The 25,260-nt window shown below is 68.6% G+C and carries 25 protein-coding genes; all 25 read right to left on the minus strand.

Features of this window, described 5'->3' with window-relative positions:
- Positions 1 to 2: 2 nt before the first annotated feature.
- Positions 3 to 1,019: a flagellar motor protein MotD gene (gene motD / locus VN11_RS10255; RefSeq protein ID WP_053449667.1), complete on the minus strand. Its 1,017-nt coding sequence runs from the start codon at positions 1,017 to 1,019 to the stop codon at positions 3 to 5.
- 1 nt (position 1,020) lies between these two features.
- Positions 1,021 to 1,761: a flagellar motor protein gene (locus VN11_RS10260; protein ID WP_006442919.1), complete on the minus strand. Its 741-nt coding sequence runs from the start codon at positions 1,759 to 1,761 to the stop codon at positions 1,021 to 1,023.
- A gap of 101 nt (positions 1,762 to 1,862) precedes the next feature.
- Positions 1,863 to 3,689, minus strand: a complete 1,827-nt coding sequence (locus VN11_RS10265) for a chemotaxis protein CheA (RefSeq protein ID WP_049456093.1) — start codon at positions 3,687 to 3,689, stop codon at positions 1,863 to 1,865.
- Between the two features lie 2 nt (positions 3,690 to 3,691).
- Positions 3,692 to 4,297 (minus strand): protein phosphatase CheZ, encoded by a 606-nt coding sequence (locus VN11_RS10270; RefSeq protein WP_006442968.1) that lies wholly within the window; start codon positions 4,295 to 4,297, stop codon positions 3,692 to 3,694.
- Positions 4,297 to 4,689: a chemotaxis response regulator CheY gene (cheY, locus tag VN11_RS10275; protein WP_006365466.1), complete on the minus strand. Its 393-nt coding sequence runs from the start codon at positions 4,687 to 4,689 to the stop codon at positions 4,297 to 4,299. Before cheY ends, VN11_RS10270 begins: the two co-directional genes overlap by 1 nt.
- Before the next feature lie 57 nt (positions 4,690 to 4,746).
- Entirely contained in the window at positions 4,747 to 5,490 is a 744-nt protein-coding gene (locus tag VN11_RS10280; protein WP_005413248.1) for an RNA polymerase sigma factor FliA, read from the minus strand.
- Positions 5,487 to 6,374, minus strand: a complete 888-nt coding sequence (locus VN11_RS10285; protein ID WP_008267550.1) for a MinD/ParA family ATP-binding protein — start codon at positions 6,372 to 6,374, stop codon at positions 5,487 to 5,489. The genes VN11_RS10280 and VN11_RS10285 overlap by 4 nt, the downstream gene beginning before the upstream one ends.
- A complete protein-coding gene (flhF, locus tag VN11_RS10290; RefSeq protein WP_053449668.1) occupies positions 6,361 to 7,983 on the minus strand; it encodes a flagellar biosynthesis protein FlhF in 1,623 nt (540 codons plus the stop codon). The genes VN11_RS10285 and flhF overlap by 14 nt, the downstream gene beginning before the upstream one ends.
- A gap of 145 nt (positions 7,984 to 8,128) precedes the next feature.
- The gene (flhA, locus tag VN11_RS10295; RefSeq protein ID WP_180878096.1) at positions 8,129 to 10,189 is read right to left on the minus strand and encodes a flagellar biosynthesis protein FlhA; all 2,061 of its coding nucleotides are present in this window, start codon (positions 10,187 to 10,189) and stop codon (positions 8,129 to 8,131) included.
- A 44-nt stretch (positions 10,190 to 10,233) separates the two neighbouring features.
- Positions 10,234 to 11,364: a flagellar biosynthesis protein FlhB gene (flhB, locus tag VN11_RS10300; RefSeq protein ID WP_053449669.1), complete on the minus strand. Its 1,131-nt coding sequence runs from the start codon at positions 11,362 to 11,364 to the stop codon at positions 10,234 to 10,236.
- Positions 11,365 to 11,502: 138 nt separating this feature from the next.
- Positions 11,503 to 13,635 (minus strand): putative bifunctional diguanylate cyclase/phosphodiesterase, encoded by a 2,133-nt coding sequence (locus tag VN11_RS10305; RefSeq protein ID WP_053449670.1) that lies wholly within the window; start codon positions 13,633 to 13,635, stop codon positions 11,503 to 11,505.
- Positions 13,636 to 13,800: 165 nt separating this feature from the next.
- Positions 13,801 to 14,592, minus strand: a complete 792-nt coding sequence (gene fliR / locus VN11_RS10310; protein WP_008267295.1) for a flagellar biosynthetic protein FliR — start codon at positions 14,590 to 14,592, stop codon at positions 13,801 to 13,803.
- Positions 14,593 to 14,605: 13 nt separating this feature from the next.
- Complete coding sequence (locus VN11_RS10315; protein ID WP_005413254.1) at positions 14,606 to 14,875, minus strand: flagellar biosynthetic protein FliQ; 270 nt, start codon at positions 14,873 to 14,875, stop codon at positions 14,606 to 14,608.
- A gap of 59 nt (positions 14,876 to 14,934) precedes the next feature.
- Positions 14,935 to 15,714: a flagellar type III secretion system pore protein FliP gene (gene fliP / locus VN11_RS10320; protein ID WP_049456087.1), complete on the minus strand. Its 780-nt coding sequence runs from the start codon at positions 15,712 to 15,714 to the stop codon at positions 14,935 to 14,937.
- A 1-nt stretch (position 15,715) separates the two neighbouring features.
- Positions 15,716 to 16,135, minus strand: a complete 420-nt coding sequence (gene fliO, locus VN11_RS10325) for a flagellar biosynthetic protein FliO (RefSeq protein WP_008266130.1) — start codon at positions 16,133 to 16,135, stop codon at positions 15,716 to 15,718.
- The gene (gene fliN, locus VN11_RS10330) at positions 16,132 to 16,467 is read right to left on the minus strand and encodes a flagellar motor switch protein FliN (RefSeq protein WP_005409543.1); all 336 of its coding nucleotides are present in this window, start codon (positions 16,465 to 16,467) and stop codon (positions 16,132 to 16,134) included. The genes fliO and fliN overlap by 4 nt, the downstream gene beginning before the upstream one ends.
- Positions 16,464 to 17,468 carry a flagellar motor switch protein FliM gene (gene fliM, locus VN11_RS10335; RefSeq protein ID WP_008267348.1) on the minus strand — a complete coding sequence of 335 codons (1,005 nt, stop codon included), beginning with the start codon at positions 17,466 to 17,468 and terminating at the stop codon, positions 16,464 to 16,466. The genes fliN and fliM overlap by 4 nt, the downstream gene beginning before the upstream one ends.
- Before the next feature lie 10 nt (positions 17,469 to 17,478).
- On the minus strand, positions 17,479 to 17,994 hold the full coding sequence (locus VN11_RS10340; protein WP_053449671.1) for a flagellar basal body-associated FliL family protein: 516 nt from the start codon (positions 17,992 to 17,994) through the stop codon (positions 17,479 to 17,481).
- 128 nt (positions 17,995 to 18,122) lie between these two features.
- Entirely contained in the window at positions 18,123 to 19,283 is a 1,161-nt protein-coding gene (locus VN11_RS10345; protein WP_053449672.1) for a flagellar hook-length control protein FliK, read from the minus strand.
- Positions 19,283 to 19,750 (minus strand): flagellar export protein FliJ, encoded by a 468-nt coding sequence (fliJ, locus tag VN11_RS10350; RefSeq protein WP_006443420.1) that lies wholly within the window; start codon positions 19,748 to 19,750, stop codon positions 19,283 to 19,285. The genes VN11_RS10345 and fliJ overlap by 1 nt, the downstream gene beginning before the upstream one ends.
- Positions 19,751 to 19,753: 3 nt before the next feature.
- On the minus strand, positions 19,754 to 21,151 hold the full coding sequence (locus tag VN11_RS10355) for a FliI/YscN family ATPase (protein ID WP_049456083.1): 1,398 nt from the start codon (positions 21,149 to 21,151) through the stop codon (positions 19,754 to 19,756).
- Positions 21,148 to 21,789 (minus strand): FliH/SctL family protein, encoded by a 642-nt coding sequence (locus VN11_RS10360; RefSeq protein WP_049456082.1) that lies wholly within the window; start codon positions 21,787 to 21,789, stop codon positions 21,148 to 21,150. The genes VN11_RS10355 and VN11_RS10360 overlap by 4 nt, the downstream gene beginning before the upstream one ends.
- Positions 21,786 to 22,772 (minus strand): flagellar motor switch protein FliG, encoded by a 987-nt coding sequence (fliG, locus tag VN11_RS10365; RefSeq protein ID WP_024958226.1) that lies wholly within the window; start codon positions 22,770 to 22,772, stop codon positions 21,786 to 21,788. The genes VN11_RS10360 and fliG overlap by 4 nt, the downstream gene beginning before the upstream one ends.
- A 7-nt stretch (positions 22,773 to 22,779) precedes the next feature.
- Positions 22,780 to 24,423 (minus strand): flagellar basal-body MS-ring/collar protein FliF, encoded by a 1,644-nt coding sequence (gene fliF / locus VN11_RS10370; protein ID WP_008266228.1) that lies wholly within the window; start codon positions 24,421 to 24,423, stop codon positions 22,780 to 22,782.
- Positions 24,424 to 24,436: 13 nt separating this feature from the next.
- Positions 24,437 to 24,805 carry a flagellar hook-basal body complex protein FliE gene (gene fliE, locus VN11_RS10375; RefSeq protein WP_006443488.1) on the minus strand — a complete coding sequence of 123 codons (369 nt, stop codon included), beginning with the start codon at positions 24,803 to 24,805 and terminating at the stop codon, positions 24,437 to 24,439.
- Positions 24,806 to 25,260 lie beyond the last annotated feature (455 nt).

Consider the following 25,260-nt stretch of genomic DNA (forward strand, 5'->3'; position numbering starts at 1 on the left):
GTTTACTCCTTCATTGCCGGGGGAACGGCGGCGCCGACGCGGCTGCCAGCCGGCACCGGCGGCAACTTCACCGGTGCGATGGGGGAGGTGGGGGCGGTAGCCGGAGTTGCGGCGGCTTGTTCGGTGGCGCTGTTGTCGACGGCGCCGGTGGCAGCGTTCAGGCGCTGCCCGAGCGGATCGACCGAGTGCGAGGTGTCTGCCAGGATGATGACCATCACCCGGCGGTTGCGGTTGCGGCCCTGCGCGCTGTCGTTCTCTTCGCGCGGGCGGAACTGGCCGTAGCCGACCATCGCCAGTCGTGACGGCTGCACGCCCTGGTCGGCGAACAGGTGCACCACGCTGGCCGCGCGCCCGGCCGACAGTTCCCAGTTGGACGGGAAGGTGGCGGTGGCGATCGGCACGTTGTCGGTGTGGCCTTCCACGCGCACGCTGTTGGGCACATCGCGCAGCACGTCGGCCAGGCTGGCCAGGGTCTGCCGTGCGTGCACGTCCAGCGCGGCCGAGCCGGTGGGGAACAGGATGTCACTGTTGATCTCGACCTCGATCCACAGTTCGGTGCGGCGCACGCTGATCATGCCGCGGTCGATCAGTGGCGCCAGCGCGGCGGTCAGGCGGTCGGCGATGCTGTTGAGCTGGCGCTCGGCGCGCGCGATCTGTTCCTGGTTGTGCACCGATACCGGCATGCGCATCTGCGAGGCCATCGATGGCAGCAGCGTCGGGTCATGCGACGGGGCGGGTGCGGATGGACCGATCTTGGTGCCGGACTTGATCACCGACGGGCTGTCCCAGCCGCCGCCCTGCACCTGCTTGTTGCCGACCTGCACCGGGTTGATGGTGCGCGGCGCACCGCCGAAGGCATCGGTGAGCGCATCGGCCATGATCCGGTACTTGCCCTCGTTGACCGAGGAAATCGCATACATGACCACGAAGAAGGCGAGCAGCAGCGTCATCAGGTCGGCATAGGGGATCGCCCATGCTTCATGGTTGGCGTGCTCTTCGTGGTGCTTGCGGCGGGCCATGTCAGTGCAGGAAGCCGGAGAGGTTGGTTTCGATGTTGCGCGGGTTCTCGCCCTGTGCGATCGAGATCAGGCCTTCGATGACCATTTCGCGGTCGCGGGTGTTGTGCGAGATCACACTCTTGAGCTTGGCGGCGATCGGCAGGAACAGCAGGTTGGCCGAGGCGATGCCGTAGATGGTGGCGGTGAACGCGGCGGCGATGCCGTGGCCGAGCTTGCTCGGATCGGCCAGGTTCTTCATCACCGCGATCAGGCCCAGCACGGCACCGATGATGCCGAGCGTCGGCGCATAGATGCCCATCGCCTCGAACACCTTGGCGCCGGCCTGGTCCTGGTGTTCCTGGCTGCCCAGTTCGATTTCCAGCATGTGCCGCATCGACTCCGGTTCGACGCCGTCCACCAGCAGCTGCAGGCCCTTGCGCAGGAACGGGTCCTGCTGTGCTTCCACCTGCGATTCCAGGCCCAGCAGGCCCTGGCGGCGGGCGATGTTGCTCCACTCGACGATCTGCTGGATCAGCTCGCGGCGGTCGCTGTGCGGCGGACGCACGACCCAGCGCACGATCTTGAACGCGTGCTTGAACACTGCCGGCGAGGTGTGCAGCAGGATCGCGGCGATGGTGCCGACGATGACGATCACGAACGCCGCAGGCGACCACAACGACGCCAGGCCGGCGCCCTTGAGGATGCTGCCACCGACCAGCGAGGCCAGGGCGAGAAAGAGTCCAATGAGGCTGAGTCTATCCATGGTTCCGGTATCGGCGTGTATGAATGGGACTTGAGACACCGGGAGATCGCGTACAGACGGTAGTCACAGTTTTCGGGCCGCCGGGCAGGGCCCGGCGGGGTTCATCGCAGGCCATCCACATCCAGGATCAGCGCCATGCGACCATCGCCGATCAAGGTTGCACCGGCGTAACCGCGCAGGCCGCGCAGGGCTTTGGGCAGCGGCTTGATCACCACTTCCTCGCGCCCGCGCACCTGGTCCACGACCAGGCCGAAGCGGGCCTCGCCAGCCTGCAGTACCACGATGGTCAGCAGGGTCGAGGCGGCCGGCGTCACATCCAGCCACTGGCGCAGATCGACCAGCGGCAGGGTATGCGAGCGCCGGTCGAGCACGGCACGGCCATCGAACCAGCCCAGCGAGGTGCGCGGCGCATGCAGCACTTCCATCACGCGCGCCAGCGGCAGCGCGTAGACGTCCTCGCCGGCCTGCACCAGCAGGGTCGGCAGGATCGCCAGGGTCAGCGGCACGCGGATCAGGAAGCGGCTGCCACGGCCCAGTTCCGACTGGATCTGGATCTGGCCGCTCAGTTCGCGGATGCGCGACTGCACCACGTCCATGCCGACGCCACGGCCGGAGATATCGGTGACCTGCTGCTTGGTCGAGAAGCCGGGCAGGAACACCAGGTGCAGGCATTCCTCACTGCTCAGGCGGGCGGCGGCTTCCGGATCGATCAGGCCCTTCTCGCGTGCCTTCGCACGCAGCTTTTCCGGATCGATGCCGGCGCCATCGTCCTGCACCTCGATGCTGACATAGTCGCCTTCCTGCTGGGCCGACAGCCGCACATGGCCCATCCGCGGCTTGCCCTGCGCTTCGCGCAGGTCGGGCATTTCCACGCCATGGTCGATGGCGTTGCGGACCAGGTGCACCAGCGGGTCGGCCAGGGCCTCGACCAGGTTGCGGTCGAGCTCGGTCTCGGCGCCGATCAGCTCCAGGTCCACTTCCTTCTTCAGCGAGCGGGCGACATCGCGGGCCACCTTGGGGAAACGCGAGAACACCTTGCCGACCGGCTGCATGCGGGTACGCATCACTGCCGACTGCAGGCGGGCCGTGGCGATGTCCAGGGTGGAGACCGCGCGGTCCAGCTCTTCGTCGCGCAGGCGTGCGCGCAGCGTCTTCAGCCGGTTGCGTGACAGCACCAGTTCGCCGATCAGGTTGACGATCGCATCCAGGCGCTTGGTGTCCACGCGCACGGTGTGCTCGGCCTCGGCCAGCGGCTTGGCGGCCGGCTTGGCGGGCGGGGTGGGCGCAGCAGGGCGGGGTGCCGGCGGCGGAGCAATCGGTGCGGCGGCGACCGCTTTGCTGCCGGGGGCCGCACCACCGTGCAGCTGGTCGAGCAGGGCTTCGAACTCGTCCTCGCTGATCAGGCCGTCGTCGGCTTTCTTCGCTGGCGCCACCGCAGTGGGCGCGTTGCCGCCGTGCAGCTGGTCGAGCAGGGCCTCGAATTCGTCTTCGGTGATCAGGTCGCCGCCGCCGGCAGCGGGTGCCGAGGCGGTGGGGGCCACGGTTCCGCCGCCGTGCATGTCGAATTGTGCGATCAGCTCCGGCGGGGCGTAGCCCGGTTCGGTGCCGGAAGACACTGCATCGAGCATCGACTGCAGGTAATCCAGCGATTGCTGGGCCGCGTCGAAGTGATGGGCCTGCAACACGGCCTGGCCAGCGCGCGCGATGCCGAGGGCTTCTTCGGCAGCGTGGCACAGCTCGACCATGGCGGTGACGCCGAGGAAGCCGGCGCCGCCCTTGAGCGTGTGGTAGCCGCGGAACACCGCATTGAGCTGCTCGCTGTCCTGCGGTGCCTGCTCCAGCGACACCAGCTGTTCGCCCAGCCGATCCAGGATTTCCTGGGCCTCGATGATGAAATCGGCAGTGATGTCGTCGGATACCGCGCTCATGCTTACAGCCCCAGATCCGACAACAGGTCGTCGGCGTCGTTCTGCGAGACCGCGTGGCGGTCCAGTCCCTTCAGTGCCGGCCCGGCCAGTTCCGGGTCGGTGCGATGCTGTTCCGGCGGCAGGCCGAGCGCGCCGAAGCCTTCGTGCACGCGGCGAACGATGCCGACCACGCGACGGATGATCTGCCCGGTCAGGTCCTGGTAGCTCTGGGTCAGGGCGATCTCGGTGAGGTTGTGGCGGATGCGCTCAAGCTGCGCGTCCTGGCCCGGCTGCAGGCCTTCGGCGCGTAGTTGTTCGGTCAGGCTGCGGCATTCCTCGGCCAGGTCGAGGGTGCGGTGCGTGGCCTGTTCGGTCATTGCCACCACGTGGTCCAGGCGCGCGCAGGCGTCATCCAGCTCACCGGCTTCGCTGGGTACGGTCGGCAGTTCACCCAGCGCCTGTCCCAGTTCGCGGGCCAGCCGCGAAAGGCCGCTCATCATCGGCTGCGTGCGCAGCGCGACCAGTCCGTCGATGCGCTGCCGCCAGGCGGCCTCGTCACCGGACTCCAGTGCGTCCAGGGCTTCCTGCAGGCGCAGGGCGAGGGCGTTCTTGTCGACCGTGGTGTCCATCAGGCGCTGGCCGCCAGGCGTTCGAAGATCTTGCCCAGCTTTTCTTCCAGGGTCTGCGCGGTGAACGGCTTGATGATGTAGCCGTTCACGCCGCTCTGGGCGGCTTCGATGATCTGCTCGCGCTTGGCTTCGGCGGTGACCATCAGCACCGGCAGGGTCTTCAGCTTGGCATCGGCACGGATCGCCTTGAGCAGCTCGATGCCGGTCATCACCGGCATGTTCCAGTCGGTGACCACGAAATCGAACGGCTGGCTCTGCAGCAGCGACAGCGCAGCATGCCCGTCCTCGGCTTCGGCGGTATTGGTGAAGCCCAGATCGCCCAGCAGGTTCTTGACGATTCGACGCATGGTCGAGAAGTCGTCGACGATCAGGATGCGCATGTTCTTGTTCAAAGCAGAGTTCCTTTGTTGTTCATTCCGGGCGGCCGGGGGCAGCCGCCTCGGGGATGTTCATTCTTCCAGGCCGGCGTCCGCCGCCTCGAAGATTTTCAGCCGGCCACGCAGCCGCAGCACGGCCTGGCCGTGGATCTGGCAGACCCGCGACTCGCTCACGCCGAGCACCGCGCCGATCTCCTTCAGGTTCAGTTCCTGCTCGTAATAGAGCGAGAGCACCAGCTGTTCGCGCTCGGGCAGATGGCCGATGGCCTTGCCCAGCTCGCGGCCGAACTCGCCGCGCTCCAGCACCTGCTGGGGGGTCGGGCCGCCCTGCGCTACGGTGTCCAGCTCGCCCTGGTCCTCGATGCGCGACTCCAGGCTCAGCACCTGGCCGCGTGCGGCATCTTCCATCAGCCGCAGGTACTCGGGCAGCGGCATCTCCATTGCGGCCGCCACTTCGGTGGCGCTGGCGGCACGGCCACTGCTCTGTTCGAGCCGGCGGATGGTGGCGGCGGCGTCGCGGGCGCGGCGGTGCACCGAGCGCGGCACCCAGTCGCCCCGCCGGATCTCATCGATCATCGAACCGCGGATGCGGATCGAGGCATAGGTCTCGAACGAGGCGCCCTGGTCGGCGTCGTAGCTGCGCGAGGCTTCGATCAGGCCCATCATGCCGGCCTGGATCAGGTCGTCGACTTCGACGCTGGCCGGCAGGCGCGCGGCAAGGTGGTGGGCGATGCGCCGCACCAGGTCCGAGTGCTGGGCGATCACCTCGTTGGCGGCCGAGCGCTGGACCTCCCGGTACTGGGCTGCGCCTTTCATGCCGCCACCCCACGTTGCTTGAGGATGCGTTCGAGGAAGAACTCGACGCCGCCGCGCGGTTCGGTCGGCGCCTGCCAGCGTGCGGTGCGGCGGGCGATCTCGGTGATCGCCAGCGCCGCCGGGCTGGACGGGTAGGCCTTCACCACCGGCTGCTGGCGCTGCACCGACAGGCGCAGCCAGTCATCCTGCGGCACGCAGCCCAGGTAGTTCAGCGAGACATCGGCGAGGAATTTCTCGCAGACGCGGGTCAGCTTCTCGTACAGCACGCGGCCTTCGTTGGGGTCGCGCACCATGTTGGCCACCACCTGGATGCGGTCCACGCCGCGTTCGCGCGACAGCACCTTGATCAGTGCGTAGGCGTCGGTGATCGAGGCCGGCTCGTCGCAGACCACCACCACGGTGTCCTGCGCGGCCTGGCAGAAGGTCAGCACGCCGTCGGTGATGCCGGCGGCGGTGTCCACCACCATGATGTCCAGCTCGCGTTCCAGTTCGGAGAACACGTTGACCAGGCCGACATGCTCGGCCGGGGCCAGCTCGGCCATGTGGCGGCGGCCGGACGCGGCCGGGACCACCAGCACGCCGTTCGGGCCTTCGACGATGACGTCTTCCAGCGAGCAGCGGCCGGCGACCAGGTCGGCCAGCGTGAAGGTGGGGTTCAGCCCCAGGATCACGTCGATGTTGGCCAGGCCGAGGTCGGCGTCCAGCAGCAGCGTGCGTTTGCCCATGCCGGCCAGTGCCACGGCCAGGTTGGCCGAGACGTTGGTCTTGCCCACGCCGCCCTTGCCGCCGGTGACGGCAATGGTGCGCACAGGGCCGAGCGGCTCGCTGCGGGTGGCCGACAGCGGGAAGGTCTTGGTCAGCTTGGCGTACTCACGCGACGGCATGGTTCAACTCCGGGTTGCAGGGCATATCGGCCGCTCGGCGCAAATCTTCAAGGCGAAGTACAAGATTGGCTGCGCTGGCCCGGTGCAGGTCCTCCGGAACGTCCTGGCCATCGGTCACCCAGGTGATCGGCAGGGCGTGGTCGACGGCCACCGACAGGGCGTTGCCGAAGCGGCCGGTCTCGTCCAGCTTGCTCAGTACCAGCCCCTGCAGGTTGGCGGCGCCGAAGCGCCGGACCACCTCGTCCATGTCGCCGAAGCTGGTGTTGGCTGGCAGCACCAGCAGGGTGCGGACCTGGCGGGCGGCGCGCAGCCACTGCAGCTGGGCGGCCAGTGCACGGTCGCGCGGGCCCAGGCCTGCGGTGTCGATCAGCACCAGCTTGTAGTCCTTCAGGCGTTCCAGCAGCTGGTCCAGGTCGGTGCCGCTGTTGGCCTCGTGCACGGCGATGCCGAGCTGGCGGCCGTAGCCGTACAACTGCTCGCGGGCGCCGATGCGGGTGGTGTCGGTGGTCACCAGGGCGACGTCACGCGGGGCGTGCTTCTCGGCGAAGCGCGAGGCCAGCTTGGCGATGGTGGTGGTCTTGCCGGCGCCGGTCGGGCCGACCAGGGCGATCACGCCGCCTTCTTCCAGCGGGTCGACCGGAGCGATCGGCAGCTTGCGCGAGATCAGCCCCAGCATCAGGCCGCGGCCACGGTGCGCTTCGGTCTCCAGCGGGATCTGCATGGCCACGTCGCGGGCCAGGCCGGCGTCGAAGCCGTATTCGTCCATCAGGTCCAGCGCGGTGGCGCGTACCGGGCAGCCGCGCAGGCGCTCGTCGGTGAAGCGGTTCATCTCGCGCTCGATCACCTGGCGCATGCCGGCCACTTCGTGACGCAGCTGGCGGATCTCGGCATCGTCCTGGGCGACCACCGTCAGCGTCGGGGCCGGGGCCAGCACCGGGGCCGGGCTGGCTTCGTCGTTGGCGTCCGCCGTTGTCGGTTCGCTGGCGGCGATGCCGGGCTGCACGTCGGCCACGGCAGCGGTCGGCAGCGGCGGCGGCTGTACGGCCGGCGTTGGGCTTTCGTGATGCGCCTGGTGCGGCGGGTCGATCGGGAAGCGGGCGCGGTTGGCCGGTGCGGCGGCGGCGGGGGCCGGCGCGACGATGGCTTCTGCGAACGGGGCGAAGATCTGTTCCGGCAGCGCCGGTTCGTTGACGGCGGCGCGTGCCAGCGTGGCGGCGAAGCCGGTGCTGCCGCGGGTCGGCACGATTTCGTCGGCGCTGTCCAGGGTGCGGCCGGTGGCGCCGACGGCCGCACGGGCGAGGGCAGCGACGGCCGAGGTGGTGGCGGCCACCGGTTCCGGTGCCGGGGTGCTGCTGCGGCGGCGGGTGACGGCGGCGATCACCGCATCGGCGGCGGTACGCGGCTTGGGCGCCGGCGGCGGGGCCACGTCGCGGCGCGAGGCTTCCAGTGCACGCTGCACGGCGCTCTCGTCGTAGTTGGCGGCGGCGACGATCTCGATGCCTTCCTCGATCCGGCGGTTGGACAGGATCACGGCGTCAGGACCATGTTCCTTGCGCACCAGGTTCATGGCCGAGCGCATGTCGGCGGCGACGAATCGTTTGATTTTCATGCTGTGGTCACGGGACGAAGACGGCGGAGTGGCGGTCGGGGAACTCGGGTGGTCGGTGGTCTGCACGGTGCGGGTTCCCCTTGGTGTCTGTCTGTTGCGTTGGTTCGAAGGTGGTGTCTGTTTTCTGGCGCATCGAAGGGCGGCGTCAGCTGATCGTTCCGACCAGCTTCAGGCGCTTGTCTTCCGGCACCTCGCTGTAGGCCAGGACCGACAGCGACGGAACGCTGTGGCGGACCAGGCGGGCCAGCGCGGCGCGCACCGGGCCGGGTACCAGCACGACCGCGGGCTCGTTGCGGGCTTCCTGCTTGCTGACACATTCGGCCAGGCTCTGGTGCAGTCGCTCAGCGAGTCCGGGTTCCAGCGCGGCGCCGTTGCCCTGCGTGGACTCCTGCAAGACACGTTCCAATTGCGGGTTGAGGGTGAACACCGGCAGCTCCGCCGACATTCCGGCGATCTCCTGCACGATGAAGCGGCCCAGCGCAGTGCGCACCGCGGCGGTCAGCACGGCCGGGTCCTGGCTGCTGGGCGCATGCTCGACCAGCGCTTCGGCGATCTTGCGCAGCTGGCGGATCGGAATGCGTTCCACCAGCAGGTTCTGCAGCACGCGCACCACCGCCGACAGCGGCAGCGCCTTCGGCGTCAGATCTTCGACGAGCTTGGGCGCGCTCTTGGCCAGGTTGGCCAGCAGGTGCTGCACCTCCTCGTGGCCGAGCAGTTCCGGCGCGTGCTCGCGGATCAGGTGCGACAGATGGGTGGCGACCACCGTGGCCGGATCGACCACCGTGTAGCCCAGCGTTTCGGCCTGGGCACGCTGGTGCGGCTGGATCCAGGTGGCATCCAGGCCGAACGCGGGGTCCTTGCCGGCGATGCCTTCCAGTGCCCCCAGCGCGCTGCCCGGGTCCAGTGCCAGCTCGCGGTCGGGATGGATCTCGGCGGTGGCCACCGGCACGCCATGCACCAGCACGCGGTAGCCGTTGGCCGGCAGTTCCAGGTTGTCGCGGATGTGTACCGAGGGGATCAGGAAGCCGACGTCCTGGGTCAGCTTGCGGCGCACGCCCTTGATCCGCGCCATCAGCTCGCCGCCCTGGTTGGCATCCACCAGCGGGATCAGCCGGTAGCCCACTTCCAGGCCCAGCGGATCGACCGGGCGCAGCTCGTCCCAGCTCAGTTCGGCGGTCGGTGCCGGTGCGGCCGGGCGGCCCAGTGCATTGAGCGCGGCCGCGTCGCCGCCCGCGGCCGCCGCATTGGCTGCCGGTGCCTTCTCCTTGCGGTACAGCTTCCAGGCGATGAAGCCGAGGATCGCCGCCAGCGTCAGGAAAGCGACGTTGGGCATGCCCGGCACCAGCCCGACCAGGCCGAGGATGCCGGCGGTGATCGCCAGCGCGCGGTACTGGCCGAACACCTGGCCGGTCATGGCCTGGGCCATGTCCTGCGAACGCGAGGCGCGGGTGACCAGCATCGCCACCGCACTGGACACCAGCAGCGCCGGCAGCTGCGCCACCAGGCCGTCACCGATCGACAGCAGGGTATAGGTGGCGGCCGCCTGGCCGAACGGCATGCCGTGCTGCATCACGCCCACGGCCAGGCCGCCGAGCATGTTGATGAACAGGATCAGGATGCCGGCGATGGCATCGCCGCGGATGAACTTGCTGGCACCGTCCATCGCGCCGTAGAAGTCCGCTTCCTCGCGGACTTCCTCGCGGCGCGCCTTGGCCTCTTCACGCGTCAGCAATCCGGCGTTGAGGTCGGCGTCGATGGCCATCTGCTTGCCGGGCATCGCGTCCAGGATGAAGCGCGCGGTCACTTCCGAGACGCGGCCGGCGCCCTTGGTGATGACCACGAAGTTGATGATGGTCAGGATCGCGAACACCACGATGCCGACCGCGTAGTTGCCGCCGATCACGAACTCGCCGAACGCGGCGATGACCTTGCCCGCGGCGTCATGGCCGTTCTGGCCGTTGAGCAGGATCACGCGGGTGGAGGCCACGTTCAGCGCCAGCCGCAGCATGGTGGTGATCAGCAGCACGATCGGGAAGATGGTGAAGTCCAGCGGGCGCTTCACGTAGACCACCGCCAGCAGCACCATCAGCGAGATGGCGATGTTGAAGGTGAACAGTGCATCGAGCACCGGCGCGGCCAGCGGCACCACGACCATGGCCAGCAGGGCCAGCACGATCAGCGGCGCGCCAAGTCCCTGGCGGATCATTTCCAGGGCGCGGCGGGTGTTGAAGCCGGAGGAGGGCTGGGCGCTCACGGGCGGCCTCCCTTGCCGAATTCATCCACCTGGATGTGCGGGGCGTCCGGCATCGGCCCAGTGCGCCAGGAGCGCAGCTGGTAGACGTAGGACAGGACCTGGGCGACGGCCGAATACAGTCTCACGGGGATTTCCTTTCCGAGTTGGCCTTCCCGATACAAGGCGCGTGCCAAAGGCGGGGCAGAGACAATCGCGACCTTGTTGCCGTCGGCCACTTCACGGATGCGCAGGGCGGTCTCGTCCACGCCCAGGGCGACCACGGTGGGGGCGTTCATGGCGCCGCCTTCGTACTTCAGGGCCACCGCGTAGTGGGTCGGGTTGACCACCACCACGTCGGCGGTGGGGACCGCTTCCATCATCCGGCGGTTGGCCATCTGTTGCTGCAGCTGGCGGATGCGCCCCTTCACTTCCGGGCTGCCCTCGCTTTCCTTCATTTCCCGGCGCAGCTCTTCACGGGTCATCTTCAGCTTGCGCATCCAGTTCCAGCGCTGGTACGGGGCATCGATGGCGGCCAGTACCAGCATCGCGCCGGCGGTGGCCAGCAGCAGCCGCAGGGTGAAGCCCAGGCCGTCGGTGATGGCAGTCTCCAACGGGTGGTGGATCAGCCCGCGCAGGGTGTCGAAGCCGGTCCACACCACCAGCCCGGCGGCCACGCCGACAAAGGCCACGCGCAGCAGCGATTTGGTGAACTCGGCGATGGCCTCCGGGCCATACAGGCGCTTGAGCCCGCTCATCGGGTTCAGCCGGTTGATGTCGGGCAGCAATGCCTTCTGCGACCAGCGCAGGCCGCCCATCACCAGCGGTGCAACGAAGCTGGCCAGCAGGCAGACCAGCACCAGCGGCGCGATCACCAGCATGAACTGCAGCAGCAGGTCGCCGAAGTGGCCGAACAGTGCCTTGGGGTTCTGCCGCAGGCTCTGTTCCGGGCTGAGCGCATGCTTCATCCAGGCAGTCGCGCCGCGGCCGATCGAGCCGCTCATGGCCATCACCGCCAGCACGCCGGCGCCGAACACGGCGGCCGTGCCGAGTTCGCGCGAGCGCGGCAGGTTGCCCTGTTCACGGGCGTCGCGCAGGCGCTTTTCGGTGGGTTGTTCGGTCTTTTCGCCGGCGGATTCGTTCTCGGACATCACGGGCACTGCGGCAGGGGATGCCGGGGTGCGTGCAAGAACTGTTCCGTGACGGGTTCAGGTGCCAACCAGGATGGGCACCTGCCAGGGCAGGTGCGGGCAGCACCAGGCCGTACCCCGCAGGCGCGCAGCCCGGAGTTACCCGGGTGGGTGCTGGGTCGGTGGGCTCTGCGCCAGTTCCACCCGCGGCCGGGGCAGGTCATGCAGCTGCATGAAGCGCGCCGCATCCACCGGGCGGCCCAGCAGGTAGCCCTGCAGGTAGTCGCAGCCCAATCGTTCCAGGTAGGCGCGCTGTGCCGCGGTCTCCACGCCTTCGGCCACGATGTCCATGTCCAGCGCGTGGCCCAGCGCCACGATCGCCGAGACGATCACCACGTCCTCGGCGCTGTGCTCCAGGTCGCGCACGAAGGCGTGGTCGATCTTGATCACGGTGGCCGGCAGCCGCTTCAGGTACAGCAGGCTGGAATAGCCGGTGCCGAAGTCGTCGATGGAAATGCCGACGCCGAGCGCCGACAACGCCTGCAGCAGGCGCAGGCTGGTGTCGGTATCACGCATCACGGTGCTCTCGGTGATCTCCAGCACCAGATGGCGTGGCGCGATGGCGTGGCGTTCGATCACCGTGCGCACGTCCTGCAGCAGATGCGGCGAACTGAACTGTACCGGCGACAGGTTCACCGACATCGACCAGCCTTCGTGGCCGGCGTCGTGCCAGCGCCGCAGCTGCTGGCAGGCCTGGTCCAGCGCCCACCGGCCGATGTCGTTGATCGCGCCGCTGCGTTCGGCCAGGCGGATGAAGCGATCCGGCGGAATCAGGCCATGCTCGGGATGGCGCCAGCGGATCAGCGCCTCGGCGCCGGCCACCTTCTGCGTGGCCACGCGGATCTTCGGCTGGTAGTTCAGGAACAGCTGATCGCTGCCGATCGCCCGGCGCAGGTCGGCCAGCAGGCGGAACTGCTGCTCGGCGCTGTCGTTCATCCAGTCGGCGAACAGCACGAAGGCGTTGCGCCCGGATTCCTTGGCCTGGTACATCGCCGCATCGGCGAAGGCCATCAGCTGGCGCTCGCTGGCGGCGTGGTCGGGGCAGATCGCCACGCCGATGCTGGCTGTCACCTGCAGTTCGTTGTCGGGCAGCAGCGGGCCGCTGCCCACCGCCTGCAGGATGCGACGGGCCAGGGTCGGCAGGTCCTCGTCGTGCTCGATGCGCACCACCAGCACGAATTCATCGCCGCCCAGCCGTGCCAGCATGTCGTGCGGCCGCAACAGCTGGCGCGTTCGCTCCGCCACCGCCACCAGCAGGGCATCACCGGCCTGGTGGCCATAGGCATCGTTGACCTGCTTGAACCCGTCCAGGTCCATGAACATCACCGCGAAGCGGTTGCCGCCCTGTTCCGCCTCGGCCAGCGCCTGCACGATGCGCCGTTGCAGCAGCAGGCGGTTGGGCAGGCGGGTCAGGGGGTCGTGCAGCGCGGCCTGGGTCAGTTCCTGCTGGGCGTCGGTCAGCGAGGTGCTCAGCAGTGAATTGCGCAGGCGCAGCAGCTGCGCTTCCACGCGCTGATCCAGCCACGACACCACCAGCACGACGGCCAGGATGGCCACGGTCAGCACCACCACCAGCATCGCCAACCATTCGCTCTGCAGCCCGTCGCCCACCGCCGCGCCGCAGATGCTGCCTTCCGGGAAGCGTGCGGCGGCCATGCCGGTGTAGTGCATGCCGACGATGGCCAGCCCGAGCAGGCCGGCCGCGGCCAGCCGATCACCCACCCGCGTGCGCTGCGCGCGCAGGCGGAATGCCACGTACAGCGCGGTCCACGAGGCGGCGACCGCCACCATCAGCGAGAACAGCAGCCAACCGGGGTCGTATTCGATGCCCGGGCGCATGCGCATGGCGGCCATGCCAACGTAATGCATGCCAGCAATGCCGGTGCCCATCAGCAGCGCACCACCGGCCAGCCGCGGATGCGGCAGGGTGCGCAGCGAGACCAGCCACAGCGCGAACACTGACGAGGCAATGGCCAGAGCGAGCGAAAGCAGGGTGATCGGCAGGTCGTAGCCGAGCGGAATGGGCAGGTTGAAGGCCAGCATGCCGATGAAGTGCATCGACCAGATGCCCAGGCCCATGGCGAAGCCGCCGCCGAGCCGCCACCACCAGGCCGCGCCCTTGCCGGGAGCGGTGACCGTGCGCCCGGCCATCGCCAGCGCGGTGTACGAGGCCATCACGGCAACCAGCAACGAGATCGCCACCAGCCACGGGTTGTACGTGCCTACCAGCATTCGTCAGTCTCCCGGACCTGCCTGTCGACGGAAACCACGGTGGGGCATGCATGAGGCGGGCTGGCGCGGAGCGCCGGCCGATCGTGGCGTCCCCCCTGGACGCCACGCATTCACTCTAACGCGCAGACCCGGGGGAAGGGCAAGCGGCAAAACGTGATGATCGGGTCAGCGTGTGACCGCGTCCGCAGCCTGGAAGGCGGCGTCGAACAGGCGCTGTACCGGCGGGCCCATTTCCCCGGCCAGCAGGGCCAGCAGGAACAGGCCCAGCAGCAGCGAGACCGGCAGGCCGAGCTGGATCGGGTTCAGCGCCGGCGCGGCGCGGGCCAGCACGCCGAAGGCCAGGTTCACCGCCAGCATTGCCACTGTCAGCGGAATCGCCAGGGTCAGCGCGCCGCGCAGCACGGTCAGCAGGAAGGTCGGGGCGATGCTGAAGAACGCGTGCGGGTCCGGCAGCGGAGCGCCGATCGGCAGCGCCCGGTAGCTGTCCACCACCAGCGAGATCAAGGCCAGGTGGCCGTTGGCAGTGAAGAACAGCAGGCCGAACAGCAGGTAGAACCACTGGCCGATCACGCCCGAGGTGCCGCCGCGCAATGGGTCGCTCATCTGCGCGAAGGCCAGGCCGGTGCCCTGGGCGATCAGTTCGCCGGCCATCGCGCCGGCCTCGAACACCAGCCGCAGCAGGAAGCCGATGGCCACGCCGATCGCCAGTTCACGGGCGATGGTCAGCACGGTGGCGGCATCGAAGCCGGTCCACTCGGGTACGGGCGGCAACAGTGGCGCCAGCGCGATGGCCAGGGTGCCGGCCAGCACCACGCGGACCCGCGCCGGTACTGCGCGGGTTCCAACCATCGGCATCGCCATGGCCACCGCACCGATGCGCAGCATGGTCCACAGCACGGTGCCGATCATGCCGAAGGCCTGCAGGCCGTCGGCGGCCATCTGGGTAGCGGCATCCATCGAGTTGCGCGTCCTAGCCGATCAGGTGCGGAATGCGCTGGAACAGCAGCGTGGTGAATTCAACCAGGTGGCCGATCAGCAGGCTGCCCAGTGCGAACAGCACGGCTGTCAGTGCCGCCGCCTTGGCGACGAAGGCGATGGTCGGTTCGTTCAACTGGGTCGCGGCCTGCACGACACCGACCACCACGCCCACCACCAGCACGGTAAGCAGCAGCGGGCCGGCCACCCACAACACGGTGATCAGGCCGCCACGCAGTTCGGTCAAGGCAAGTTCGGGGGACATTCGGGTTCCATCTGCTTATGTAGAGTCGAGCCATGCTCGACTGCGCTTTACGAGGGATATCAGGCCGGATTGAAGCTTGCCGCCAAGGTGCCCACGGTCAGCACCCAGCCATCCACCAGCACGAACAGCAGGATCTTGAACGGGGCCGACACCAGCATCGGCGACAGCATCATCATGCCCATCGACATCAGCACGCTGGCCACGACCAGGTCGATGATCACGAACGGGATGAAGATCAGGAAGCCGATCTCGAAGGCGGTCTTCAGCTCGCTGGTGACGAACGAGGCCACCAGCACCGGGAACGGGATCGCGTCGGGGCTGGCATAGGTACCGTGCCCGGCGATGCCGGCGAAGGTCATCAGGTCGGTCTCGCGGATCTGCGCCAGCATGAAGCCACGCAGTGGCGTGGTGGTCAGCGTCCACGCGGTCTGGAAGTCGATCTCGCCGTTGAGGTAGGGCGCCATGCCGGCACTCCAGGCCTTGTCCCAGGTCGGCATCATCACCATCGCGGTGAGGAACAGGGCCAGCCCCAGCAGCACCTGGTTGGACGGCGTCTGCCCGGTGCCCAGTGCCTGGCGCAGCAGGCCCAGCACGATGATGATGCGGGTGAACGAGGTCAGCACCAGCAGCATCGACGGGATCAGGGTGATCGCCGTCATCAGCAGCAGGGTCTGCAGCGGCAGGCTGACCGGCGCACCGCCGATCTTGCCGACGTTGATGTCCGGCAGCGGCGTGGTCGGCGCGCCGGGCGCGGCGAACGCCAGTGCCGGCAACAGGCACAGGGCAAGCAACAGCAGCCACGGCATCAGGGTGGCAACACGGGTACGGGTGACACGCATGTCAGGGGTCCTTGCGCAGCCGCTGCTGCAGCAGCTGGGCGAAATTCGGCAGGTTCTTGAAATCCGGCACGCGCACCGGTGCCGGCGGCGGCAGCGGTTCGGGCAGGGTGTGCAGGGTATTGATGCCACCGGCGGTCACGCCCAGCAGCAGCTGCTGGCCGTTGACCTCCACCACCACCACGCGTTCCTTGGCACCGACGCTCAGGCTGGCCACCAGCTTCATGCCTTCGGCCGGGCGGAAGCCGCTGCCGGGCAGGCGCTTGAGCAGCCAGCCCAGGCCGATGACCAGGGCCAGCACCGCCAGCAGCGCCAGCACCGCACCGAACAGGCTCGGTGCGGCGGCCGCGTGCTGGCCGACCTGCGGGCCAATCGGCGCGGCGGTCTTGCCGACCGCCAGCAGGGTGGAGGCCAGGAGGCTCAACGCAGTCTCCGGATCCGCTCGCTCGGGCTGACCACGTCGGTCAGGCGCACGCCGAAGCGGTCATTGATCACCACCACTTCGCCGTGGGCGATCAGGGTGCCGTTGACGAACACATCCAGCGATTCGCCGGCGCCGCGTTCCAGTTCCACCACCGAGCCCTGGTTGAGCTGCAGCAGGTTGCGGATCGGCAGGCGGGCGCGACCGACTTCCAGCGACAGGGTCACCGGCACGTCGAGGATCACGTCCAGGTTCAGGTCGGGACCGTTCGCCTCATCGGCCTGCAGGCTGCTGAACTGGGCCGGGGTCGGTTCGAGGGCGTCGATATCGTTCATTGCGGGTCTTCCTGGATGACGGGTACGCGCGGACGGGTGCCCGGCGGATGGGTAGCGGTGATCTTCACGGCGTTCATGCCGTTGGCGATGCCGAACTCGCCGGTGAACACCGGGATGTTCTCCACGCACAGCGGCACCTGCGGATTCAGCTCGATCGGCAGCACATCACCAACCTTCAGCCGGGTCAGGTCGCGCAGGGTCATGCGCTTGCTGGCCAGCACGCTGGACAGCGTCACCTCGGCGATGTTGAGCTGCTCGCGCAGGGTCTGGCCCCAGCTCTCGTCGCGGTCGTTGCGGTCGCTCTGGATGCCCGCGTCGAGCAGTTCGCGGATCGGCTCCAGCATCGAGTACGGCAGGGTGACGTGGATGTCGCCGCCGCCGCCGTCCAGTTCCACGTGCAGGCGGCACACCACCACGTATTCGCGCGGGGTCACGATGTTGGCGAAGTGCGGGTTGATCTCCGAGTTGATGTACTCGAAGTCGACGTCCATCACCGGTGCCCAGGCCTCGCGCAGGTCGGCGAAGGTCTGCTTCAGCAGCAGGTGGATCACCCGCATTTCGGTGGCGGTGAACTCGCGGCCCTCGATGCGCGTCGGGTAGCGCCCGTCGCCGCCGAAGAAGTTGTCGACGATGGCGAACACCAGGGTGGGCTCGAACACGATCAGGCCGGTACCGCGCAGTGGCTTGAAGCGGATCAGGTTCAGGTTGGTCGGCACATACAGCGAGTGCATGTAGTCGTTGAACTTGATCAGCTCGATGCCGCGCACCGACAGCTCGGCCGAGCGGCGGATCAGGTTGAACAGGCCGATCCGCCACAGGCGCGCGAAGCGCTCGTGGACCATTTCCAGGGTCGGCATGCGACCGCGGATGATGCGGTCCTGGCTGGCGAAGTCGTACGAACGCGCCTCGCCTGACGGCGGTTCCGGATCGGTCTCGACCGCGCCACTGTCCACGCCGTGGAGCAGGGCATCGATCTCGTCCTGGGACAGCAGGTCATTCATCGGTGGGCCCTTACTGGGTCACGAAGCTGGTGAACAGCAGATCATCGGCGCCGTTGCTGCCGGTCTCGGCCTTGAGCACCTTCTGCACTTCGGCGAGCGAGGCGGCCTGCAGCTTCTGCTTGCCGGCGATATCGGCGATCTGGTCGGGGCTGACCTGCGAGAACAGCATCAGCAGGCGCGCCCGGATGGCCGGGGCGTGGGTCTTGATCGCCTCCAGCGCGGCCGGGTCGCGGGTCATCAGCTGCACTTCCAGCTGCAGGTAGCGCGGGCCGTCGACCGGGCCGTTGAGGTTGACCACGAAGGCCGGGTCCAGCGCGAAGTACTGGGCGGGGGCGGGCGTGGTGGTCTTCTTCGGCGCCTGCGCGGCCTTCTCTTCGTGCTTGGACTGGGTGAAGAACCAGACGCCACCACCGGCGGCTGCGGCGGCCAGTACGGCCACCAGTGCGGTGATCAGGATCGGACTACGCGGCTTGGCGGTCTTGTCCTTCTCGGCGGTCTTCTTGGTTTTTTCAGCGGCTGCGGCCACGGGGTGAAGCTCCTGAGGGTTGCTTCACCGGGATATGCAAGGGGCGTGCCGAAGGGCGGGTGGAGGGGTGCGACGGAATTCCGTCGGATACCTGTGTCGGTGGGTGCCAACCTTGGTTGGCACGCCTGTCAGGCGTAGGCGTCCAGCAACCCGCGCTGGCGGATCAACTGGGCGGGGGAGACGCTGGCGTCGCCCGGCGTCGGTTCTCCGTCACCGGCCAGCCAGGCGCCACCGGATGGTCCCGACGCATTGCCGTCACCACCGGGGGCCTGGTGGCCGACATCGGCGTGGGCCAGCTGGAAGCCCTGCTCGCCGAGCAGCTCGCGCAGGCGCGGCAGGCTGTTTTCCAGGGCCTGGCGCACGTCCACATGCGGGCTGCTGAAGCTGGCATGCACCTTGTCGCCGTTCAACTGCAGGCGCACATCGACCGGGCCCATGTCATCCGGGCTCAGCCGGATGTGGGCGTGGCCGATCTTCTGGTCAGCCAGCCAGCCCAGCCGCGCGCCGATGGCCTGGTCGAAGCCATCATCACCGAGCACCGGCTTCGGCGTCGGCTCGCCGTTGAAGATCGCGTTGCCAGCAGCGAGTGCGGCCTTCAGGTCCTGCACCGCGGCGTTGGCCGGGGCGTGCAGCAGGGGCGCCGCGGTGCGCTCGCCGATCAGGGGCGCGTCGCCGTCTTCGCTACGCTCGCTGCGTTTCCCGGGCAGCAGCATCTCAGGCAATGGCAGCGTGGTCGCCTGCTCGGTGCCGGACGCGGCGTTGGCCTTGCCCTCGGTGGCGGCGGCAGCCGGCGTGGCAGCGGCCGGTACAACCGCAGCGGCCGATTGTGCAGCTGTGGCAGGCAGGGCAACGCCGTCTGCGTCGGTGGCCGTCACTGCGGGGGCGGGCAGGGCAGCGGCGGCAGGATCGGCGGGGAGCGGTACCGCCAGCACCAGCCCGGCAAGGCCCAGCGGCGGCCAGGGCGCCTCCTCGGTCGCTGCCGATGCGTCCTTCTCGGCAAGCGGCTTGGCCGGTACTGCAGGCACCACGGTCGCGGTGTCCTCGGGTGCGGCGGCGGTGTCCGGGTTGCGCTCGCTGCCGGCCTGACCTCTGCTGTCCGACGCTGGACCCTGCGGGGTGGTGGGTGTCGGCGTGCTCGACGCCCGGGGGGGGGGCGCATCGGCAGCCGGCGCGCCTCCGTGCAGCAGCTGGCTGAATTCCTTGTTGCTGTCGCTGCGCGGGGTACGCGCGGCACCATTGCCGGAGCCCTGCGGCTGGGCGCTGGCGCTGCCGCTGAGTGGAGCGGGCATCACGCGCGGCCTCCCTGCTCGGCACCGTCCTGGTCTTCGGCCTGCACCAGCCGCGCCCGGCGCGCGCCGATGTCATCCATTTCGCGCTGGTCGCGGCGGTCGGTCACCACTTTCTCCTGCGCGCGGTAGCTGGCGGCCAGCTGCTCCAGTACGGCCTTGTCGCGGCTGGCCAGGATCAGTCGTGCCCGCTCGGCTTCCACTTTCTCGCGGTTGCCATCCACGGTGCGCTGCTGCTGCTCCACCGCGCTGTCGAGGCGGTCGAGGAAGGCGCGACGGTTGAGCAGTTGCGCCGGGCTGGTCGCCGCCATCTGGGCGTTGGCGTACTCCTCGGCATAACGGCGCAGTTCGTCCAGTCGCGATAGATGGGTATCGAGCACGCGCTGGCGTTCGGCGAGATCGCGGGCCACCGCGTCCTCGTGTTCCTGGGCCCGCTTGAGCAGGGGATCGATGCGCTTGGACTGGTTCATGGCTTAGCTCTCTTGTTCCACCAGGCGCTGCAGCGCCGCCTGGCTGTGCGGGAGATCTGCGGCCTTGGCAACGTCCTGGCCGAGGAACTCCATGATTTCCGGCCAACGTTCCAGGGCTTCGTCGGTCGCGGCGTCGTTGCCGCGCTGATAGGCACCGATGGCGATCAGGTCGCGGTTGGCCGAGTAGGCCGACACCAGCCGCTTCAGCTTGCGGATGCGCAGGCGCCACGGCTCGTCGGCGATTTCCGTGACCACGCGGCTGACCGACGATTCGACGTCGATGGCCGGGTACAGGCCACTGTCGGCGACGCGGCGCGACAGCAGGATGTGGCCGTCGAGGATCGCGCGCGCCGCATCGGCGATCGGATCCTGCGGATCGTCGCCCTCGGTCAGCACCGTGTAGAACGCGGTGATCGAGCCGCGGCCCTTGGCACCGTTGCCCGCGCGTTCAACCAGCGCTGGCAGCTTGGCGAACACCGACGGCGGGTAGCCGCGGGTGGTTGGTGGTTCGCCCACCGACAGGCCGATCTCGCGCTGCGCCTGCGCGAAGCGGGTCAGCGAGTCCATCAGCAGCAGCACGTTCAAGCCCTGGTCGCGGAACCACTCGGCGATGGCGGTGGCGCGGTAGGCGCCGTGCAGGCGTGCCAGCGGCGGCCGATCGGCGGGGCTGGCGACCACCACCGCGCGGCGCAGGCCTTCCTCGCCCAGCGTGGTCTCGACGAAATCGCGCACTTCGCGGCCGCGCTCGCCGATCAGGCCAACCACGATCACGTCGGCGGCGGTGTAGCGGGTCATCATGCCCAGCAGCGTCGACTTGCCGACGCCGGAGCCAGCGAACAGGCCGACACGCTGGCCGCGGCCAATCGGCAGCAGCGCATTGATCGCGCGCACGCCGACGTCCAACGGCTGGGTGATCGGTTCGCGCGCCAGCGGATTGATCGACACGCCGGCCATGCCGACATGCCCTTCGGCGCGGATCGGGCCCTTGCCGTCCAGCGGTACGCCGTCGCTGTCGATCACGCGGCCGAGCAGGCCTTCGCCCACTTCCACGCCGCCACGGCGCGCCGAGGGCACCACCCGCGCGTTGGGCAGCAGGCCGTGCAGTTCGGCACTGGGCATCAGGTAGGTACGTTCGCCGGCAAAGCCGACCACTTCGGCATCGACCCAGCCGCCATCGACCACTTCGACCTTGCAGCTGGCGCCCAGTGGCGCCTCGCAGCCGACCGCTTCCAGGGTCAGCCCGACCGCGCGGCGCAGCACGCCTTCGCGGATCAGCCCGCGACCATGCGCGGTGTCCACGCGCAGGCCGTCGAGACGGCTGGCCAGGCGCAGGTTGCGGGCCACGGCCCAGTCGGCCGGCTGCGCTGCCGGTTGTGGCGCGGCTTGCGATTCCGGGCTCATGCGGTTGCTCCGGTCTGGCGGATCACCGCATCCAGCGCACCGCGCAGGCGCGCTTCCAGGGTGCCGTCGATGCGCACGGCTTCGGCGTGCACGCGCAGGTCGCCACGACTGAGGCTGGTATCCGGTACCAGGCGCTGCTGCGGCGACAGGTTCAACAGCGGGGCGAGGGCGGCGATGTCGTCCGGGTGCAGGCGGACTTCCACCTCGCGGGTGCTTCCACCCACGGCATCGATCGCTTCACCGACCAGCTGCGCGAGCAGCGCCGGCTCGGCCTCGTAGGCACGACCGACCAGCGCACCGGCGATACGCACCGCCAGCTCGCCCAGCGCGCCGACCACTTCGTTCTCCAGCCGCACCAGCGGCCGGCTGAAGTTGTCGAGGATGCCCTCGATCTGCGCGGCGAGGCGACGCACCTCGGCCTGGCCCTGGCCATAGCCTTCGGTATGGCCGTGCTGGAAGCCTTCCTTCTCGGCGCTGTCCTGGATCGCCTGGATTTCCTCCAGGGTCGGCAGCTGCAGCGGCGGTTCCGGTTCGTGTTCCGGGTCCGGCTCGGTGAGTTCGAACACATCCTCCTGGGCCCGCGCCGGTTCGGGCTGGGCCAGCAGGTCCGGGGCAAGCCAGCGCACGACGTTGCTCACAGCATGGCCTCCGCGCTGCCACCGATGGTGACAGTGCCTTCATCGGCCATGCGCTTGACGATGGCCAGGATCTCGCGCTGCGCGCCTTCCACGTCGGACAGGCGCACCGGGCCACGGGCCTCCATGTCTTCCAGCAGGATTTCCGCCGCGCGCTGCGACATGTTGCGGGTGATCTTGTCGCGCACCTTGATGTCGGCACCGCGCAGGGCCAGGCCCAGGCGCTCGCCGCTCACTTCGCGCAGCACCAGCTGCATTTCGCGATCGTCCAGGTCGACCAGGTCGTCGAACACGAACATCAGGTCCTGGATGCGGTTGCTCAGCGGCGCGTCGATACGGGCGATCTCGCCCAGGATCGCCTGGTCCTGGCCGCTGTCCATGAAGTTCAGGATGTTGGCCGCGCACTGCACGCCGCCGATGTTGGACGACTTCAGGTTCTGGTTGCCGGCGAACTGGCGCTCCATGATCTCGTTGAGTTCATTCAGCGCGTTCGGCGGAATACCGTCGAGGGTGGCAATGCGCAGCAGCACGTCCACGCGGGTACGGTCGGGCAGCAGCTTCAGCGCATCGGCAGCCTGGTCGGTTTCGAGGTGGGCCATCACGATGGCGATGATCTGCGGGTGCTCGTTGCGCACCAGGTCGGCCACCGCACGCGGGTCCATCCACTTCAGCGCATCCAGGCCGGTGGTGTTGCGGCCGAGCAGGATGCGGTCGATCAGGTTGCCGGCCTTTTCGCTGCCCAGCGCCTGCACCAGCATGTTGCGGATGTAGTCGTCCGAGCCCACGCCCAGCGAGGTCTTCGAGCCCAGCTCCTGGCCGAACTGGTCCATCACCCGTTCCACCTGCTCGCGGGTGATATCGGTCATGGTGGCCATGGCGATGCCGATCTTCTGCACTTCCTTGGGTTCCATGTGGCGCAGCACCTCGGCCGCGTCCAGCTCACCCAGGGACAGCAGCAGTACCGCCGCGCGCTGCACACCGGTCAGTTGTGCCTCAGTCATTGGCCACCCAGCCCTTGACCACCTGGGCCACGCGCTTGGAGTCGGTCTTCACGGCTTCACGCGCCATCCGCAGTCGTTCCTCATATGAATCCACCGGCAGGGCCAGTGCATCCGGCCCGCCCAGGCTGGCGCGGTCGGCGCCCAGCGCCGGCAGCGGCATGCCATCGTCATCCACCAGCTGCACGTCCGCGGTATGCGGCTCCAGTGCCTGCTCGTCGTTCTTCTTCTGGCCGGTGATCGCGCGCAGCGCCGGGCGCAGCACGCCGAACAGCAGGGCCAGCACCACCACCGCACCCAGCAGCATGCGGCCGGCATCGTGCACCCACGGCAGCTCCCACCAGGCCGGGCCTTCGACCGGCGTGGTGTCACGCACGAACGGGGCGTTCATCACCGACACGGTGTCGCCGCGCTCGGCGTTGAAACCGACCGCCTGCTTGACCAGCGCTTCGACGCGGGTCAGTTCGGCGGCCGACAGCGGCTGCGGCGCAACCTTGCCGTTGGCACCGGCGCGCGGCACGTTGTCCACCAGCACCGCCACCGAGACGCGCTTGATGCGGCCGGCCGGCTGGCGGGTGTGCTGCAGGGTGCGGTCCAGCTCGTAGTTGCGGGTCGCGTTCTTGCTGCTTTCGGTCGGCGCCTGCGCGGTGGCCGGTGCGGCCTGCTGGCCCGGCGGGCTGTTGCTGGTCGCACCCGGCACGCCCTGCGGGCCCGGCGTGGTGGTGCTGTTCTCGCTCATCTGCTCGCTGCGCAGCTTCTGCGGCTCACCGTTGTAAAGCTCACGGGCTTCCTCGGTCACCGAGAAATCCATGTCCACGCTCACTTCCGGATTGACCCGGCCCGGGCCGGTCATCGGCTCCAGCAGTTCGCGGATGCGCTGGTTGAACGAGGTTTCCTGGCGGCGCACCTGCTCGAACTGGGCGGCGTTGACCGCAGCCTCGCTGTTCGGATCGCTGACGCTGAGCATGCGCCCGCTCTGGTCGACCACGGTCACCCGTTCCGGCGCGAGGTCCGGAATGCTGGCCGCGACCATGTGCACGATGGCGTCGACCTGGCTGCGTTCCAGCTGCTGGCCGCCGCGCAGTTCCAGCGTCACTGAGGCGCTGGCCACGTCACGCTGGCGGGTAAAGGCGCTGGGCTTGGGAATGGCCAGGTGCACGCGTGAATCGCGCACCGGCCGCAGCGTGTTGATGGTGCGCGACAGTTCGGTTTCCAGCGCGTGCTGGTAGCGCGCGCTTTCCACGAACTGGCTGACGCCGAAGCCGGGGTCGCGTTCCATCAGCTCGAAGCCGAGCTTGCCGCTGTCGGTCAGGCCCGATCCGGCCAGCTTCAGGCGGGCGTCGTGCAGGTTCTTTTCCGGCACGGTGATGCCACCGGTGGCCGGGTCGAGCGCGAACGGAATCTGCGCGGCGCGCAGCAGGTCGGTCGCTTCAGCGGTCGCCTTCTGGTCCAGGCCGGTATACAGCGGGACCATGCCCGGCTTCTGCGACCAGAAGAACACGGACAGGCCTGCCGCCACCGCCACCGCGATCATCGCCATCAGGCCCAGCCGACGGGTGATCTGCAGACTCTGCAGGCGGTCGAACCATTGCCCGGCCTTCTCGGCGTTCAGGCTGTCCTTGGAGAGCGTCAGTGCCATGCGTCAACGTTCCTTACAGCGGCATGTTCATCACGTCCTGGTAAGCCTGGACGAGACGGTTGCGGACTTCCACGGTGGCGCGGAAGGCGATCTGGGACTGCTGCGAGGCGACCATCACCTTGGCCAGGTCGGCACTGGGGTCACCCATTTCGAAGGCCTTGGCCAGGGCGCCGGATTTCTGTTGCGCATCGTTGACGCCGGCAATCGCTCCACGCAGGGTTTCGGTGAAGCTGGCGGGCTGGACCTGCGGCGCATCCAGCACCGTGCCCGGCAGGGCATTGCTACGCGGCGCTTCGGCCAGCGGGTTGAGCGCCGCGGACTGTCCCACCTGGGTCTGGTAGGAGCGGATCTGGGAGAGGATCGAAGTGACGGAGTGGGACATCTGCAACGGTTCCAGAAACAGGGATGGGGTTGTCTGCTGGAGCTTGTGCAAGTGCCGTGCCGAAACCGGTTTTCGATTCAGTGTCGTGAGGGTGTGGGTGTGGGTGTGCTGGCAGGGCTGCGCCCTGCACCCGCGGTAGTGCCGGCCGCTGGCCGGCAACCTCAACAGCAACAGCAGAAGCGGGCTATCCGTGGGATGGCGGGGCGGGTCCGATTGCGGGGGACGCCGTAAACCCCCCTCCGGGGTCCGGCCCAGCCGCTGGCGGCTGTGCGTTCGGGCGCTTGCGAAGCAGTGCTTCGCAAGCAAAGCGCCCTCACCCATGGAGGCTCGGTCGCGCCATCCATGGCGCTCACGCCCCCGCAACCGGACCCAACCCGCCTTTGACAGTTCTCTGCGATCTGATGGTGGGTGCCGACCGTTGGCCGGCACTGATCGGATGGGGTCAGATCCCGTTG

Source organism: Stenotrophomonas maltophilia (assembly GCF_001274595.1).
Lineage (GTDB): Bacteria > Pseudomonadota > Gammaproteobacteria > Xanthomonadales > Xanthomonadaceae > Stenotrophomonas > Stenotrophomonas forensis.